A 16,576-nucleotide genomic window follows, 5' to 3' on the forward strand; every position below is an offset into this window, starting at 1 on the left:
CGAATGGCGTGATTTGTCCCATCTTTGTCCGGCATCTATCTTTCGCTCCAGTCTATACGGCGTAAATTCTCTCCTATATTCAAACTGTAGGAGAACAAAAATGTCCGCTCAAGATACCGTTCTGCTTGTCGTCGATGCGCAGGAATCCTTCCGGCACCAGCCTTATTATCGTGAGGCCGATGTGGCCGCCTATGTCGAGCGCCAGCAAAAGCTGATTGATGGCGCAAAGCAGGCGGGTATTCCGGTTGTGCAGATTTTCCACACGGAAGAGAGCGGCAACTTTGCCGAAGCATCGGGCCATGTCCGCACGCTCGCGCCGCTCTGCTTCACGCCGGATGCGGTGTTCCGTAAGCGTCGTCACAGTGCGCTGGTCGGCACCGGTCTCGATGTATGGCTGGTAGCAAACGGTATTCGCCGGGTGATGGTTTCCGGCATTCGCACGGAACAGTGCTGCGAAACCACCACACGTCAGGCGTCCGATCTGGGCTATACGGTCGATTTCGTCGGCGAGGCGACGCTGACCTTCCCGATGACTGACGCAACGGGCCGTGAATGGAGCGCTGCCGAGATTCGCGCGCGCACGGAACTCGTGCTGGCCAATCGCTTCGCCCGCATCGCCACGGTGGAAGAAGCGCTGGCTGGCCAGCAGGAACGGAAGGCCGCATGACCCAACCGACAGACGGCAAGCAAATCATCCCCGTCTATGTCATCGTTCCGCCACGTCTGCTTTTGCTGGACGTGGCAGGACCGCTGGAAGTGTTGCGCAAGGCGAATCTCGATCAGGACAAGGTCGAATTTGCGGTGCATTATGTCGGGCCGCTCGGCACGGTTCACAGTTCCATCGGTATGGCAGTAACTGGCGTCGAACCGTTGCCGGATAGCGTGCCGCAGGGTTCGCTGGTGATCGTGTCCGGTTCCACGGATATGCCGCTTGGCGGGTCGGTTGCCAGCCGCGATGAAGACGCCGTCTTTGAGAATGAAATTATCGGCTGGCTGAAGCGTGTCGTCTGCCCCGGTGTCCGGCTGGTCACGATCTGCTCCGGCGCCTTGCTGGCGGCGCGGGCAGGGCTGCTCGATGGCTATGTCTGCACGACGCACCATATGGCCATTACAGAACTGGAAAAGTCAGCACCCACCGCAAAAGTGCTGCAAAACCGGCTTTTCGTGGAAGATGGCGAACGGCTGACCAGTGCGGGTATTACCGCCGGGATCGACCTGATGCTGCAAGTCGTGGCCGATTTGACCAGCCACGCAGTCGCCTTGTCGGTGGCGCGGTATCTGGTTGTTTACCTCCGACGCAGCGGCGGCGATCCGCAGCTTTCACCCTGGCTTGAAGGGCGTAACCACATGAACCCCGTCGTGCACCGTGCGCAGGACGCCATCGCAGCGGACCCCACCGGAGCATGGCCTGTCGAAAAGCTTGCCGATGTGAGTGGCGCGAGCCCGCGCAATCTCTCGCGGCTGTTCAATGAACATGCTGGCATGAGCGTGACGGATTACGTCAACCGGCTTAAAGTTGGTCTGGCCCGCGAAATGCTGCTTAATTCAGATCTCGATATCGAGAATGTGGCCGAAAAATCTGGCTTCGCGTCGGCGCGGCAGTTTCGCCGTGCCTGGCAGCGCATCTATAACCAGTCGCCAAGCCGCGCGCGTGGGCCAGTGGGGTAATTATTCCCCGGCGGTGAAAAAGCGCCAGCTTCCATCGGGCGCAATGCCGATGCTGTAGAAAATATAGCCGCCTGCCTTTTTCATGTCTTCGAAATCGCTGGCGGTGACGATCTGGAAAAGCTCGACGGTCTGCGACGGTGTCAGCCTGTCGAGCGGCATGGCGTAGAAATAGGGCCAGACATAAACCTCATCATCCGTTCCGGCATTCACATGCACATAACCTGTGCCAAGCAGGTCGGCGATGATGGCGAGGATTTCGCGGCCTTCCGCATCTCCAGCCAGCGATTTCAGAAATTCGATGACGTCTTCTTCGTGGTCTTCCAGCGAAAACTGTGTGCTGTTGTGGGCTTCGCCCAACAGCGGGCGCAACAGCTCGATATCGCCGGATTGTGCGGCGGCGAGCATTTTCTCGCGCATTTGCCGGACAGGCTGCGGCAGATTGTCGAAATCGCGCAACACTTCCGGCATCGGTTTAACAACCGGTTGGGCAGGGCTGGCGGGCACGTTCTGCGGTGTTGCAGAGGGCACCCGATGCGGCAGCGCATTGGGAAGCGGTATCGGCGACGAAGCCGGATGTTCGTCCGGTGCGGTGCGATAGGCTGGCAGTGTCAGGAATTCAGAACGATCCACAAACGCCAATTGATCCGCTGCCGCTAAGGCGGGCAGTGAGACGAGCATCATGCTCGCGACGAGCGCGAGCGGTCGGACGGAATTCCAGATTGCAGGATGCATCGGCGTTGTCGGAGGACGACTGGTGGGAACGGCCGGTTCTTGCCCCTCGACCGGCGACGTTATGGCTTAGCTATTGCAGGATGCGTGCTGGCAGGAAAGCGCCAGCTTCGATCTGTTCGCGCATCTTTTCGATCAGTTCGAGCGCACAATCGTCGCCAGCCTCACGGATCAGTTCCGTCAGCGCGGTTGTAAATGCAGCTTCGGCGAGGATTTCAGGCTCAATGCCTTCGGAAATACCGTCCGCCCAGGCCTCGTTCTGATATTCGATAGCCACGAGTTTCTTCTCGCGTGCGATCATCTCGTCCAGATCGGTCGGTGCATGTTCCATAGACTTCATCCTGGCTTTCGCCTTTCTGCCGTTTTGCGGATGTCTCACCGTGTTCCGGGAGCGCAATCCATTTGCGGCCTGCCTGCCTTCTTAAGACAGTGTTAACAGATTATACCGGATTTGAACGAGACTATTCTCCGCAATCCGCATAAGAGTGTATGATTGGTTAATTTCCATAGCGCGAGATGATCTCGTTCGACAAGCCTTCGCCTTCCTTCATATAGCGGTCTATCGCCGCAAGCGCGGAAGGGGTGCAGCTGGTATAATTGTCGCTGAAGACGCGATATCCGTGGTTGAAGCTCGAAACGATCCTCACCCTTTCGCCCTCCGACAGCTTCTCGGCGGCGATGATCGCGTCCATGCGGTCGCGCCATTCGCTGCCTGCTTCTCCGCACAGGTTACGCAGATAGTGCAGCGAGCCCAGAACCTCGGCAAGCCGCAACATCTTGCCCTCATAGGGCGCATCCTGCGCAAAAGCCGGACCGGCTGCGCCTGCCCACATCAACAATGCGAACCGGAACAGTTTCATGCCTTTCAATCGGAAACCCTCTCACATGAAATGCACTTGTTGCGTGAAATAGGGGCTGCTTCAAGGCAGATTGTCAAACAGGATGAAACGAGGCCGATCAATATCCCAAGCCATCTTCGCTTTCCGCAACGGAGCGGGCGACGTCGAGCGTGCTGTCAGTCACGCGGGCATGGGCCATTTCTTCCAACGTTAGCCAATGGATCGCGGCAGCGTCATCGCCGGCCTGTTCGCGCCCTGAAATATCCAGCGCACGAAAGACCGACAGGAAATAGCTTTTCTCATAGGCCTTGCCTTCCAGCGCCAGATCGACGGTGATGACGTGGGAAAGCGCGCTGACATCGAGCGCAGTTTCTTCCTTCAACTCGCGAATGGCGGCCTGTTCCGGCGTCTCGCCCGCTTCGATGCTTCCTCCTGGAAAAGCCAGCCAGCCTTTCCATGGCTCCTTGCCGCGTTCGACCAGCAGAAAGCGGCCATCGCGACGGCAGATCAGCGAAACGCCATGAACATGAAGCGGAACGGGAATGACAGGGATCGTGGGCATGGAATAGCTATGATCGGCTTGCGGCGTTTTGGCAATCGCAAACCGGTCTTGACCACCAGCACAAAAACCTGAACATGGCCGCCATGTGCGGACGCTTTTCATTGACGGCAAGTCGGGAAGAACTTGAGGTTTTTCTTGCTGCCATGATCTCGGAGGATTTTCCTCCTCGCTATAATATCGCCCCGACCCAGCCGATCCTGACCATAGTGGCGGGCGAAACGCCGTCTCTTTCCAGTTTTGTCGGCAACATGCCTCCGGTAGGCAGTAACCGCCCGGATCGGATGGGTACGCTGGTGCGCTGGGGTTTTGTGCCATCATGGGTGAAAGACCCGAATGACTGGTCGTTGGTGTTCAATATCCGCTCGGAAACAGCTGCCGAGAAGAACTCGTTTCGCGCCGCGCTGAATCACCGTCGCGCGCTTGTTCCGGCTTCCGGCTTTTATGAATGGCGTCGCGAGGGGAAGAACAAGGCGCAAGCCTATTGGGTACGCCCACGCAATGGCGGCATGGTCGCCTTCGGTGCACTGATCGAAACCTGGAGCGGTGCCGACGGGTCGCAGATCGATACGGGCGGCATTTTGACGACAAGCGCCAATGCACTCCTGCGTCCTATCCATGAACGCATGCCGGTGGTGGTGCAGCCCGAAGATTTTGCACGCTGGCTCGACTGCAAGCGCTACTTGCCGCGCGAAGTGGCGGACATCATGCGCCCGGTGCAGGAGGATTTTTTCGAGGCGATACCCGTCTCGGACAAGGTCAACAAGGTGAGCAACGCCACGCCGGATCTGCAGATGCGTATCGAAGAAACGATGGAAGCGCAGAAAACACCGCAAAAGCGCAAGGCCAAAGCGGAACCCGAAGACAGTTCCGGCGGTCAGCTTTCGATGTTCTGACCGCTTTGCGCGACTTAATAGTGGTCGGTACTGCTTACTTGGCGAATTTTTTGGTGGCCAGTATAGAATGACGACGATTGTCGTTACGGCCTGCGCTGCTGCGCTTTGCTGCCGTCATCAAGGCGGCGACGAGCGCGGCGGGGCCAATTTCACGATACTTGTCGACCAGACGGTCCTGACGCGGTTGCAGTTCACTCTTAGACATTTTTACTTCCTTTCCCCGAAGCGTTCGGTCCCGAATGCTTCTAAAACCAACCGAACTTCGGTTACGCCTAAGTAATTTACACTCACTATTTTGTGATGGATTGAGACCGAATGAAGGCTGTTTGGGGCCGGTTTTGGGGTAATCCGGTTAACGCCCGTCAAGAATTATCGGGGTTGCAGAAATGCAACATTTTGGCAGATGTCCGCGTCTCTCAAGTTTTTCGAAGCGCAATCAAGTTTTTTATCAAACCCGGTATAGGAGGGGCGTCTCTGCGTTTCCTCTGATCTGTGAGCATGCCCAGGTTTTTGAACTTTATTTCGATCGCTGTTTTGGATGCCCCAAAATGAGTTGATAAAATAGACAGTAACTCTTCGTACACCATAAAATTGCAAGGCTGATCGTCAACGAATATGTATCCATGCCCGCGATCTTTTATGTCGAGAATGTGCCGATAATATCCAGTCACGTTTTTGAAAACTTCATCGGGAAGAATTAGATTTGCTGAAAAAATATTGGCCTGAAATTCTAGTCGTTCGTAATTGAAGGTGACTTCTTTTTCGCTATTTATCAGCAGGTCTTTTTCGACGATCGTTTCTGAACTCAGATACATTTCATGGTTTAGGCAGAAATGGCCGATCTCATGACCGATCGTGAACCGTTCTCGATTTTTATTTTCGTGGGCGTTAATAAGAATTAATCTACGTTGAAAGTTTGCAGATCCGAGAGTAACAATTCCATTTTCATCTTGAATTTTCTGGTTTGTGAATTGCAAGTCTATCGATAGACAGGAGCAAACTTTCTCTAGATCAACGGGGCCACTCTTGTAGTTGATTCGTTTTAGCACTTCCGCAGCGGATTTTTTTATGTGTTCGTTGGGAATATAACGAGCAGATACCAAGTCGTGGTCTTTTTTAGATTCGGTTGAGATGTTGGGGTCCAGACTACACAAAAAACGGCCAAGATTTCCGAAAAATCTTCCGTCGTGATAAGCAGAAAATTTAAGGGACTTGGTAGGCGGAGCACTCGAGAAAATCTGGGCTTCAATGAATCTATTTTCAACGAAGATACGTCCCGTGCGATCAGCAATTATATCCAGCCCAGTTTCATCATATTTTACAATGCCCATCTTGTTGTTTAAAGCAACTTTTTCTGCGCCCGATTGTAAGCGTGAGGATATTACTAGGACGCCCTTCACTGCATTCGGGAATATTCGACCTATTTTCGAGGAAAAATCATTTACGTATGTTTCCGGTATATTCCCATTATAGTTCTTACACTCAAATATGACGTGCAGATGGGGTGAGTGTCTGCCTTTTCGATATACCTCCAGGACGATGTCAAATTCAACGTCATCCTCACGTTGCTTGCAATAATATTTCTTCTTTCTAAAGATTTTACAGTTTTCCGGCGGGTAAATGTCAAAAAGCAATTCTCCGCGATTTTGCTGATCTATAAGGTATCGGTAAAATGCATCTTCAAGTTTATCGCCCTTAAGGGTGGAGTTCACGATTTTTCCTTGAGTTTAGAAAGCAATGGCAGAATGACATGTGCTATTTTATATCCAAATAGTTGTTATTAAAAGTGGAAGATACCCCAGAACTTATGCGAGGAGCTTAGATTTTACGAACGCGAAATAGGGCCCGCGCATACGCCCTTAAAAGCCGCAATAGTGGCTCTGTGCTTTCTGGCAAAATAATCCCCCCCAAGCAAAAGCGCTTGACTGTCGTTCGCCGGACAGGGATAAGTGCTGCCATGAAAACGCCGACCACGAACATTTGTATTTGTGCGATCATTATTGGCTAGCAGCCTGCTGGCCCGGCCGTTTTCGTCTCCCTTCCATAAAACAGGATGATAACGCCCCGGCCAGATGGCTGCGATCCGTTGTGCATTGAATTCACTTGGATTTGCTGGTTTTTTTGGGGAATGGTTCCATGGCTGATGCGCCGCAATTGCGTCTTTACAATACGCTGACCCGCACGAAGGAGGATTTTTCCCCCATCGATGCCGACAATGTGCGCATGTATGTCTGCGGACCCACCGTTTATGATTTTGCCCATATCGGCAATGCGCGCCCGGTCATCGTCTTCGACATTCTTTTCCGGCTTTTACGTCAGGTTTACGGTGCCGAACACGTTACCTATGCGCGCAACATCACCGACGTTGACGACAAGATCAATGCGCGCGCCGCACGCGATTATCCGAAGCTGCCTTTCAACGAGGCCATCCGGCGTGTGACGGAAAGCACCAATGCGCAGTTTCAGGCCGATGTGACGGCGCTCGGCAATCTGGCGCCGAGTGTTCAGCCGCGCGCGACCGAGCATATGGACGAAATGCGCGCGATGATTGACCGTCTGGTCGCCATCGGCGTCGCTTATGTGGCCGAAGATCACGTGTTGTTTTCGCCCTCCGCCATGAACGAGCGCGTCAAGACGTTCGGCGGACCACGCTATGGCGCGCTGGCCCGCCGCTCGCTCGACGAAATGCTGGCGGGTGCGCGTGTGGATGTTGCCTCCTACAAGCGCGACGAGATGGATTTCGTGCTGTGGAAGCCTTCAAAGGAAGGCGAACCGGGCTGGCCATCGCCCGCAGGTATCGAGACGCTCGGCCGTCCGGGCTGGCATATCGAATGCTCGGCCATGTCGATGGCCAAACTTCTGGAGCCGTTCGGCGGGGGACTGAAATGCGACGATCCGGACAAGAACCGCTTTGATATTCATGGCGGCGGCATCGATCTGGTCTTCCCGCACCACGAGAACGAAATCGCGCAGTCCTGCTGCGCATTCGGCACCGAGCGGATGGCCAATATCTGGATGCATAACGGCTTCCTGCAGGTCGAAGGGCAGAAAATGTCGAAATCGCTCGGCAATTTCATCACCATTCGTGACGTGCTGAATGGCGGCCTGCCGCAACTGGGTGCGTGGGACGACAACGCAATCCGTGATCGCTGGGTCGGTCTGGCTGCGCGCCTGTCGATGCTGCAAACCCATTATCGCGAGCCGATCAACTGGACGGCACAGCGTCTGGCTGAATCAGCCGACGAACTGCGCCGCTGGTATGGTCTGCTGCGTGATGTAAAGTTTGTGGCGCTAGAGAAGCTCACCGCAATCGGTGAAGTGACGGAAGCCCTGTCCGACGATCTGAACAGCTGGGTCGCGATCACCGCATTGCGCAAGGCGTTCAAGAACAAGGATATTGCGACATTGGGCGAGGGCATGGCGCTGATGGGCCTGCTCGATCCTTACTTCGTGACGGCGGAGGATGTGCCGGTGTTCGCCAAGGCGAATGTCGATACGGATGCCATTGAGGCGCGCATTGCGGAACGCCTGCGCTTCATCAAGGAGAAGAACTTCGCGGAAGCTGATCGCATCCGCGATGCGCTTCTTGCGGAAGGCGTGCAGCTCAAGGATGGCAAGGATCCTGCCACGGGCGAGCGCATGACGACGTGGGATGTGGTAGGCTGACAGCGTTTTTGATTGGGGAGGACAACATGACACTCGATAACAAGCCGATTTATACCGGCGGCTGCCAATGCGGCGCGGTGCGTTTCCGCGTCGACGGCGCTTTGGGTTCGGCCTCCATCTGTCATTGCCGCATGTGCCAGAAGGCTTTCGGCAATTTCTATGCGCCGCTGGTTTCCGTCGATCAGGCAAAACTGGAATGGACGCGCAACGAGCCGAAGCGTTTTCGCTCTTCCAATCATGTGCAACGCGGGTTCTGCCCGGAATGCGGAACCCCGCTCACCTATGAAGCGCCGGATGGCATCGCGATCGCCATCGGTGCGTTCGATGCGCCGGAGGAAGTGGAGCCGACCGTGCAATGGGGCATCGAAAAGCAGCTTCCTTATGTGAGTGGACTTGCAAACCTTCCCGGCTATGCAACCGAACGCGATCCGGAGAGCATCGAATTTGTCAGGACGATGATTTCCTATCAGCATCCGGACTACGACACAGATAATTGGCCGCAACCGTAACGTTGAACCAATAGAGACCCACCGACAGGCAGGCATTTATGGCACGCGAACGCATCTACATCTACGACACGACCTTGCGCGACGGGCAGCAAACCCCCGGCATTGATTTTTCTGTCGAGGACAAGAAGTCGATTGTCGCGCTGCTTGAGGAACTGGGCGTCGATTATGTCGAGGGCGGCTATCCGGGCGCCAATCCGACCGATACGGCTTTTTTCAAGCGCCGTCAGACGTCGCGGTCGAAATTTACCGCCTTCGGCATGACCAAACGTGCTGGTGTTTCCGCGTCGAACGATCCGGGACTGTCGAGCCTACTGCAGGCTTCCGCCGATGCTGTTTGTTTCGTTGCCAAAAGCTGGGACTATCATGTGCGGCTGGCGCTTGGCTGCACCAATGAGGAAAATCTGGAATCGATCACGGCATCGGTGACGGCTGCGCGTATGGCGGGCCGTGAGGCGCTGGTCGATTGCGAGCACTTCTTTGACGGCTACAAGGCTAATCCGGACTATGCGCTGGAATGCGCCAGGGCGGCTTATACGGCGGGCGCACGCTGGGTTGTGCTCTGCGACACCAATGGCGGTACGCAGCCGCATGAAATTGCCGAAATCGTCAATGCGGTGAAGGCCGTGGTGCCCGGTGAAAGCCTCGGCATCCACGCCCATAATGACACGGAACAGGCTGTTGCCGTTTCGCTTGCCGCCATCGATGCCGGTGTGCGGCATGTGCAAGGCACGCTGAACGGTATTGGCGAGCGCTGCGGCAATGCCAATCTGGTTTCGCTGATCCCGACGCTGCTGCTCAAGCCATACTGGTCGGAGCGGTTTGAACTCGGCATCAAACCGGCTTCGCTGAAGGCGATCACCCGTATTTCGCGTGCGTTTGACGATATTTTGAACCGTCCGCCGACCGAGCAGGCGCCTTATACCGGCACATCAGCTTTCGCGACGAAAGCGGGCATCCATGCTTCGGCCTTGCTCAAGGAACCGCAGACCTACGAACATGTTCCCCCGGAAACGGTTGGCAACAGCCGTCGCGTCATGGTTTCGGATCAGGGCGGCAAGTCGAATTTCATCGCCGAGCTGGAGCGTCGCGGCATCCGCGTTGCGAAAGACGATGTCCGCCTCGACACGCTGATCACTCTGGTCAAGGAGCGCGAGGCGGAAGGCTATGCCTATGAGGGCGCGGATGCAAGTTTCGAACTTCTGGCGCGCAATATGCTCAATCCGCAGCCAGAATTCTTCAAGGTCGAGTCGTTCCGTTGTCTCGTCGAGCGCCGTTTCGATGCCAATGGCATGCTGAAGACCGTGTCGGAAGCGGTGGTCAAGGTGGAGGTCGATGGCGAAGTGCGCATGTCTGTCGCCGAAGGCCACGGCCCGGTCAATGCACTCGACATTGCACTGCGCAAAGATCTCGGTCGCTATCAGGCGGAAATCGAAGATCTCGAACTCGTGGACTTCAAGGTGCGTATCCTAAATGGCGGTACGGCGGCGATCACGCGCGTCCTGATCGAGTCGGGCGACGCCACAGGCGCGCGCTGGCGCACGGTTGGCGTTTCGGACAATATCATCGATGCCTCATTTCAGGCGCTGATGGATTCCGTGAATTTCAAGCTTATGAAAAACCGCGCCATGGCCGGGCTTGCTGCGGCGGAATAAACGCCATCATTCACCAGGATTGATGCTTCAATCAGTTTAATTGAATGGATTTTATGTATTGAGAAGCGCATAGCAGTGGCTGAACAAGTCATCTGCTATGCGATTTATTCAAAAGCGGATTTGCTTTCGAGTGGAGAGAGACAATGACCGATGAGACCCTGTCCGATACCCGTCTTTCGGATGGGGCCAGAGGTTTTCTCATGGCGTTCGGCGCCTATGCGCTTTGGGGCGCATTGCCGTTTTATCTGAAAATGGTAGCCCATATTCCGGCTATGGAAGTGGTGTCTCACCGCGTCATCTGGTCGGTGCCGGTTGCTTTGCTGCTGCTGGTCGCGCTTGGGCAATTCAAGGATATTCTCAACGCTGTTCGCCAGCCGCGTATGCTTGCAATGGCGGCGCTGACCGCAGCGCTTATCACCGCAAACTGGACCATTTATGTCTGGGCGGTCGCGCATGACCAGGTCATGGGCGCAGCACTTGGTTATTACATCAATCCACTGTTCAATGTGGTGCTGGGCGGCCTGTTTCTCGGTGAACGGTTGAGCAAGGTGCAATATGTGGCTGTCGGCCTTGCCGCGGCAGCTGTCCTGCTGCTCACGTTCAATGCTGGCGGCTTGCCTTGGGTGTCGCTCGCTTTGCCGGTGTCCTTCGGTCTCTATGGCTTCTTCCGGAAATCACTGCCGATGCAGCCGTTGCAGGGCTTCACGCTTGAAGTGCTGATCCTGTGTATTCCGGCGCTCGCCTATGTGGCATGGCTCGGCTCGACTGGTCAGGACCATTTCTTCGCCGGTCCGGTTTCGAATGTCGGTCTCCTGCTGCTTGCCGGTCCGTTCACCGCCATCCCGCTTATTCTTTATGCGGGCGGTGCAAAACTTCTGCGCTACACCACGCTTGGGCTGATGCAGTATATGACGCCCACCATGTTGTTTTTCTTCGCGATTTTCATCTTCCACGAGCCGTTTTCGACCGTGCAGCTTGGCGCTTTCGTGCTGATCTGGGCGGGGCTTGCGCTCTACTCTTGGTCGACACTGTCCCAGCACCGTCGCAACCGCGCGCGGGACTGACCAGCAATCATAAATAATTTGTGATTTACCTCCGGTGGATAACCTCCACCGGAGGTCTTAATTTGGCCGCTCTATCAGCATCAGTTCCGCCGATATTTGCAGAGAACCTAGAGTATTGTCGGTATGGCCCCGAGGGCAGGATACTTCCATCGCAAGCTTGCAGTTGCGACGGTGAACCCATTGGGGTCCGCCTTTGCACCTGCTGGCACAAATATGAAGGCGGAACCGTTATCACATCGTAGCCTTGGGCCGGTGCGCTGGGTTCGCTTTTCCTTGCATACGCATATGCGCTTCTGTCTGGCGCTGGCCTCCGTGACGGTCATTGCCGGTGGCGCGATGATACTCGCGACCGGCGGGCTTGTGCGCCATGGTCGTGCCGCACAGCCAGCTTTTGCCAGCCCGACAAGCTTGGTTCGCCGGCATCGCGCCGCAGCCAAAGATGCGCGGCTCGTGCCCGCCGTGAATAATGATTTAAGCCATCGCGTGTCGCGCCGCATCGATATTGCGGAAGGCGTCGAGGATGGCGATGCGCGGCTTTATACCTATCAGCATGTGGTGCTGGATGTGAAAGGCCGCGACGCCAGGCGGCCCGCCATTGACGATACGATGGATGGAACAACAATAGCGGCCAAGTGTTGCGAACCGGCGCAACCGCTGTCCGAATTGGAGCGTGGCGTTCCTGTCAATGTCAGCCTTGCCAAGCCCGCCGCCCATGAGAAGGCGGATGTGCATGAAATCATCGTTGCGCCGCAATCGCGGGAACGAATAGAGGCGCTTTTGCAGGCCGCGGGGATCGCCGCCGAAGACAGTCAGAGATTGGAAGAAGCGCTGGCCCGCACCGAATTGCTTCCGGGCGACAATCTGGAACTGCTGGTCGACAAGAAAGACGGCAGCGATGCCGCCGCCCATGTTTCGCTGGCCCGCTTCAACCACGGCAATGCCAACAAGGCCGTTTATGGTCGGGCAGATGACGGTGTCTTTCATTCGACCGGTAATGAGCGGCTTTTTGCGCGTTTGTCCCGCGATGCCATGCTGAGCGCCTATCATCCATCGGCTCCGGCGGGAAACAGCAATGGCTCGATAGAAACAAGGCTGGTTCAGGCGGGCGCTCCACGAGAAATCGTGCGCGAAGTCGAGAAGCTTGCGGAACAGAACGGTGTCGTGCTGGAGAAGGGCATCAATGCGCCGGATCTGATCGACCTTCTTTTCAGGAAAAGCGCAGAAACCGACCCGGAACTGGTATTTGTGGAATTCACCACCAACGGTAAAAGCAAGCGCCTCTACCGTCACGAAGGCAAGGGCGGCGCCACGGATTACTTCAACGAGGATGGCTCCTCGATGACCAAATATCTGATGCACAAACCTTTGCCGAACGGGCGACTGAATGATGGTTTCGGCTGGCGTATCCACCCGGTTCTGCACGTCCGCAAGCATCATAACGGTGTCGATTACGACGCACCGATAGGTTCGCCGATCGTGGCTGCGGGCGACGGCGTCGTGGAACTGATTTCATACCAGAAGGGTTATGGCAAATATGTGCGTATCCGCCATCAGGGCGGTTACAGCACCACCTATGCGCATCTTTCATCGGCCAAGGAAGGACTGCGCGTCGGCCAGCATGTCAAGCAGGGCGAAGTCATCGCCTATGTCGGCTCGACCGGCTATTCCACGGGTCCGCATCTTTATTATGAGCTGAAAGTCGGCGATCAATATGTCGACCCGCTGACCGCGCGCCTCAATGCTGGTGAAAAGCTCTCCGGTTCGTCGTTGTCGAGTTTCCGCGAGGAAATCGATCACGTCGGTCAGATCGTCGATGAAATGACGCTGCCGATTCTGAAAGACGGCTCAGACGCCAAGGACAAGACCGAACCGCATGACCGACCGGCCAATGGTCAAAAGGCGGGCCGGGTGGCTGGCGGCCACCATTAAATCACGTCATGGGCGATAGGCATTCGCCAGAGCGACGAATTCTTCGACGCTCAGCGTTTCGGCGCGGCGGGTGCCGTCAATGCCGGTCTTTTCCAGAAGGGCCGCACCGCCGATGGGTTTCAGGCTCTGGCGCAGCATCTTGCGCCTTTGTCCGAAAGCGGCCTGCGTCACCTGACCGAGTGCCGCCGCATTGCAGGGCAGCGGATTTTCGAGCGGAACGATGTGCACCACGGACGACATGACTTTCGGCGGCGGTGTAAAGGCCTGCGGTGGCACGTCGAACGCGATCCTGGATTTTGTCCGCCAGCCTGCCAGCACGCCGAGGCGTCCATAATGATCGCTGTCGGGTGTTGCCACAATGCGTTCTGCCACTTCGCGCTGGAACATCAGCGTCATGGAGGAATAGAACGGCGGCCACGGCTCGACCAGAAGCCAGTTCAAAAGCAGCTGCGTGCCGACATTATAGGGCAGATTGGCCACGATGCGCGGCTTGGGGCCATCGGGAAACAGTGTCTTGAAATCCTGCTCTAGCGCATCGCCGGAGATGATCCGCAAGCGGCCCGGATAATGGGCCTCTATTTCCGCCAGCGCCTCAAGGCAGCGTTCGTCGCGCTCGATTGCCGTCACGTAGGCGCCCTGCGCCAGAAGGGCGCGGGTCAACCCGCCGGGGCCGGGGCCAACCTCGATAACTGGCTGGTCCTTCAGATCGCCCGCCTGACGGGCGATCTTGGAAGTCAGATTGAGATCGAACAGAAAATTCTGCCCGAGCGACTTCTTCGGCATCAGGTCATCCCGTTCGATGACTTCGCGAAGGGGGGGCAGATTGTCGATGCTCATGCCTTGGAACCTGTTGTATTTTTTGCCAGCTCATGCGCAAGCCGGATCGCTGCCACCAGACTGTCTGGTCGCGCTAAGCCCTGACCTGCAATGTCGAACGCTGTGCCATGATCCGGCGAGGTGCGAATAAAGGGCAGGCCGAGCGTCACATTGACGGTTTCGTCAAAGGCGAGCGCCTTGGCCGGTATCAGGGCCTGATCGTGATACATGCAGATGGCTGCATCATATGCCGCACGCGCTTGAGGGTGGAACATCGTATCGGCGGGCAGGGGACCGCGCACGTCGATGCCCTCCAGTTGCAATTGTTCCACTGCGGGGCGAATGATCGCGTCGTCTTCCTTGCCCATGGCGCCGCCTTCGCCCGCATGCGGGTTGAGGCCGGAAAGCGCCAGACGCGGCTTGGCAATCCCGAACCGCTCGCGCAGTTCATGCGCCGTGATGCGCGACACTTCGAGAATATTCTCGGTCGTGAGCTGGCGCGGCACTTCCACAAGCGGGATGTGAATGGTCACGGGGACGGCGCGCAATTGCGGCCCGGCGAGCATCATCACCGGCGTGATTGTCGTGCCAGCGTGATGGCTTGCAAGCTCTGCCAGAAATTCGGTGTGCCCCGGATGCTGGAATCCGGCTTCATAAAGCGGCTTCTTGGCAATCGGGCAGGTGACGACGGCGGACGTCTCGCCAGCGAGCGTAAGCGCGACAGCGCGCTCAATCGCTTCAACTGTGCCTGCGGCATTGTCAGTCAGTGGTTTACCAGCGCTTTCGCTGTGCTTGTTCACGAGCGGCAAGACGGGCAAAGCGCGTGCAAAAACCTCGCGCGATGCGGCAGCGTCTGCGACCGCTTCGATCTGGACGTCGAGATTGAGAAGCCGCGCGCGTGCTTCAAGCTGTGCAGGATCGGCCAGCAGCACAAAAGGGGGCAGGGACAATTCATCCCGTCTGAGCCAGACGGCCAGCGCGATATCCGGGCCGACACCGGATGGGTCGCCGATAGTAACCGCGAGCGGAAGAACAGACTGTGCGCACATGCTTCTGATTCCAAAAATAAAAGCTGGCAACCGGAAAATACCGTGCCAGCTCATATCATTGCCTTATCCTGAACGACAGCTGTGCTGTCGCCGGAATGTTAGCGATTAACGATGGTGGCTTTCTTGCGCAGCTCATCCAGATATTTGGTGGCAAGCGCGTCCGCCTTCTTTTCCTGACCTTCTGGCGTGTCCGCTCCCTCCATGGAGAAAACGAGCTGTGCGACGCGGTCATCGGAAAGCTGGCGCGTGGCGCAGACGGCGAGGAATTCGACGCCCTTTTCCGTGTCATGCGGCGGTGTCGTGCGGCCCACGCCAGCGGCCTTCACATCCTTCGACCATTCACCCGGCAGCTGCTGTTCGATAATGCGCCCAAGATCGCGGACAGTCACATCGATAATGCCTTTTGCCTGCTGGCGCGTCGCGTCGCAGCTCTGGAAGCGCGAACGAAGCGCATTGGCTTCCTGACGGCGCTTGGCGAGAAGGGCGGGCGACCGCTTAGAGGTCGGTACGACGAAGATGACCTGCTGCAGATGATATTCGGTCGCAACAGGCTTCTTGCCGCCGTCCTTCAGCATGCGCTGAACGGCATCCTGTTCGCTAACCATGCCTGTGGCACGAAAACGAGCGCTGACAAGGCGTCCCCAGCCCATCTGGACCATGATGTATTTCTTGAAATGGTCCGGCGTAACACCAGCCTGATTGAGCACTTGATTCAACTGCGCAAGCGTCATCTTGTTGCGGGAGGCAAAGCCTGCATAGGCCTGATCGACTTCCTGATCGGAAACGTTGATGCCGCGGCTCTTCATCTCGATGCGCTTCAGCATTTCGTCGGTCAGTTCCTGACGCGCGAGCTGGGCAGTGTTGCCACCCTTGCGCTGCAGCTTCAAAAAAGCTGCCCGGCGCTGAATATCTCCATTGGTGATCGCATTGCCGGAAACGACAACCTTGACCTCAGCTTCCCCAGCGGCAAAAGCCGAGGTGGGAAGTGCAACCGTGCCGAGCGCCGTCAGACAGACAGCCGCGCTTAACAGGGAGGCGAAAAGAGGTCTTGCAAACATCATCTTGTTTCCCGATTTCCTTACGGTCGGTGAACGGAACCCTTCACCGGATGTGCTCATTCGGTTCCGGATATGCTTGTCATCGAGCCGCAAGAGTATCGGAAACCAACTATATTGCTGTCTGTATAGAGGAGCCAGTGCG

17 protein-coding genes are annotated in these 16,576 nt (G+C 56.5%); 8 read left to right on the forward strand and 9 right to left on the reverse strand.

The annotated features are described in order from the left end of the window. Positions 1-100: 100 nt before the first annotated feature. Both HWD97_RS12225 and HWD97_RS12230 read left to right on the forward strand, forming a co-directional pair. Positions 101-667, forward strand: coding sequence for an isochorismatase family protein (locus HWD97_RS12225; protein WP_339439862.1), 567 nt, complete (start codon positions 101-103; stop codon positions 665-667). Further along, a complete protein-coding gene (locus HWD97_RS12230; protein WP_371835069.1) occupies positions 664-1,668 on the forward strand; it encodes a GlxA family transcriptional regulator in 1,005 nt (334 codons plus the stop codon). The genes HWD97_RS12225 and HWD97_RS12230 overlap by 4 nt, the downstream gene beginning before the upstream one ends. Here HWD97_RS12230 and HWD97_RS12235 read toward each other — a convergent pair whose 3' ends face one another. From HWD97_RS12235 to HWD97_RS12250, 4 genes are all read right to left on the reverse strand, one after another. After that, positions 1,669-2,400 carry a hypothetical protein gene (locus HWD97_RS12235; RefSeq protein ID WP_371835070.1) on the reverse strand — a complete coding sequence of 244 codons (732 nt, stop codon included), beginning with the start codon at positions 2,398-2,400 and terminating at the stop codon, positions 1,669-1,671. A gap of 70 nt (positions 2,401-2,470) precedes the next feature. Next, positions 2,471-2,728, reverse strand: coding sequence for a hypothetical protein (locus HWD97_RS12240; protein ID WP_171318934.1), 258 nt, complete (start codon positions 2,726-2,728; stop codon positions 2,471-2,473). 166 nt (positions 2,729-2,894) lie between these two features. Further along, entirely contained in the window at positions 2,895-3,257 is a 363-nt protein-coding gene (locus HWD97_RS12245) for a TIGR02301 family protein (RefSeq protein WP_371835071.1), read from the reverse strand. 97 nt (positions 3,258-3,354) lie between these two features. Then, positions 3,355-3,798, reverse strand: a complete 444-nt coding sequence (locus HWD97_RS12250) for an NUDIX hydrolase (RefSeq protein ID WP_371835072.1) — start codon at positions 3,796-3,798, stop codon at positions 3,355-3,357. An 83-nt stretch (positions 3,799-3,881) separates the two neighbouring features. Between HWD97_RS12250 and HWD97_RS12255 the strand changes: the two genes are divergently transcribed. Further along, on the forward strand, positions 3,882-4,691 hold the full coding sequence (locus HWD97_RS12255; protein ID WP_371835096.1) for an SOS response-associated peptidase: 810 nt from the start codon (positions 3,882-3,884) through the stop codon (positions 4,689-4,691). A 34-nt stretch (positions 4,692-4,725) separates the two neighbouring features. Here the strand turns inward: HWD97_RS12255 and HWD97_RS12260 are convergent, their stop codons facing one another. After that, positions 4,726-4,896 (reverse strand): hydrolase, encoded by a 171-nt coding sequence (locus tag HWD97_RS12260; protein ID WP_109370198.1) that lies wholly within the window; start codon positions 4,894-4,896, stop codon positions 4,726-4,728. A 211-nt stretch (positions 4,897-5,107) separates the two neighbouring features. Continuing rightward, entirely contained in the window at positions 5,108-6,403 is a 1,296-nt protein-coding gene (locus tag HWD97_RS12265; protein WP_371835073.1) for an ImmA/IrrE family metallo-endopeptidase, read from the reverse strand. A 424-nt stretch (positions 6,404-6,827) separates the two neighbouring features. Here HWD97_RS12265 and cysS point away from each other — a divergent pair, with 424 nt between their 5' ends. The 5 genes from cysS (at position 6,828) to HWD97_RS12290 (ending at position 13,511) form a co-directional block, all read left to right on the forward strand. After that, positions 6,828-8,357, forward strand: coding sequence for a cysteine--tRNA ligase (cysS, locus tag HWD97_RS12270; RefSeq protein ID WP_339439857.1), 1,530 nt, complete (start codon positions 6,828-6,830; stop codon positions 8,355-8,357). A 26-nt stretch (positions 8,358-8,383) separates the two neighbouring features. Next, positions 8,384-8,866 carry a GFA family protein gene (locus HWD97_RS12275; RefSeq protein ID WP_339439856.1) on the forward strand — a complete coding sequence of 161 codons (483 nt, stop codon included), beginning with the start codon at positions 8,384-8,386 and terminating at the stop codon, positions 8,864-8,866. 38 nt (positions 8,867-8,904) lie between these two features. After that, positions 8,905-10,518: a citramalate synthase gene (gene cimA / locus HWD97_RS12280; protein ID WP_109368663.1), complete on the forward strand. Its 1,614-nt coding sequence runs from the start codon at positions 8,905-8,907 to the stop codon at positions 10,516-10,518. Positions 10,519-10,661: 143 nt separating this feature from the next. Continuing rightward, positions 10,662-11,582 carry an EamA family transporter RarD gene (rarD, locus tag HWD97_RS12285; protein ID WP_109368664.1) on the forward strand — a complete coding sequence of 307 codons (921 nt, stop codon included), beginning with the start codon at positions 10,662-10,664 and terminating at the stop codon, positions 11,580-11,582. A 123-nt stretch (positions 11,583-11,705) separates the two neighbouring features. Further along, complete coding sequence (locus tag HWD97_RS12290; protein ID WP_371835074.1) at positions 11,706-13,511, forward strand: M23 family metallopeptidase; 1,806 nt, start codon at positions 11,706-11,708, stop codon at positions 13,509-13,511. A 6-nt stretch (positions 13,512-13,517) separates the two neighbouring features. Here HWD97_RS12290 and rsmA read toward each other — a convergent pair whose 3' ends face one another. From rsmA to HWD97_RS12305, 3 genes are all read right to left on the reverse strand, one after another. Further along, a complete protein-coding gene (rsmA, locus tag HWD97_RS12295; RefSeq protein ID WP_339439854.1) occupies positions 13,518-14,348 on the reverse strand; it encodes a 16S rRNA (adenine(1518)-N(6)/adenine(1519)-N(6))-dimethyltransferase RsmA in 831 nt (276 codons plus the stop codon). Beyond that, positions 14,345-15,376 (reverse strand): 4-hydroxythreonine-4-phosphate dehydrogenase PdxA, encoded by a 1,032-nt coding sequence (gene pdxA, locus HWD97_RS12300; RefSeq protein ID WP_339439853.1) that lies wholly within the window; start codon positions 15,374-15,376, stop codon positions 14,345-14,347. Before pdxA ends, rsmA begins: the two co-directional genes overlap by 4 nt. A gap of 98 nt (positions 15,377-15,474) precedes the next feature. After that, positions 15,475-16,437 (reverse strand): peptidylprolyl isomerase, encoded by a 963-nt coding sequence (locus HWD97_RS12305; protein WP_124915598.1) that lies wholly within the window; start codon positions 16,435-16,437, stop codon positions 15,475-15,477. Positions 16,438-16,576 lie beyond the last annotated feature (139 nt).

Origin of the sequence: Ochrobactrum sp. C6C9 (genome assembly GCF_022627935.1) — a bacterium.
Taxonomy (GTDB): domain Bacteria; phylum Pseudomonadota; class Alphaproteobacteria; order Rhizobiales; family Rhizobiaceae; genus Brucella; species Brucella teleogrylli.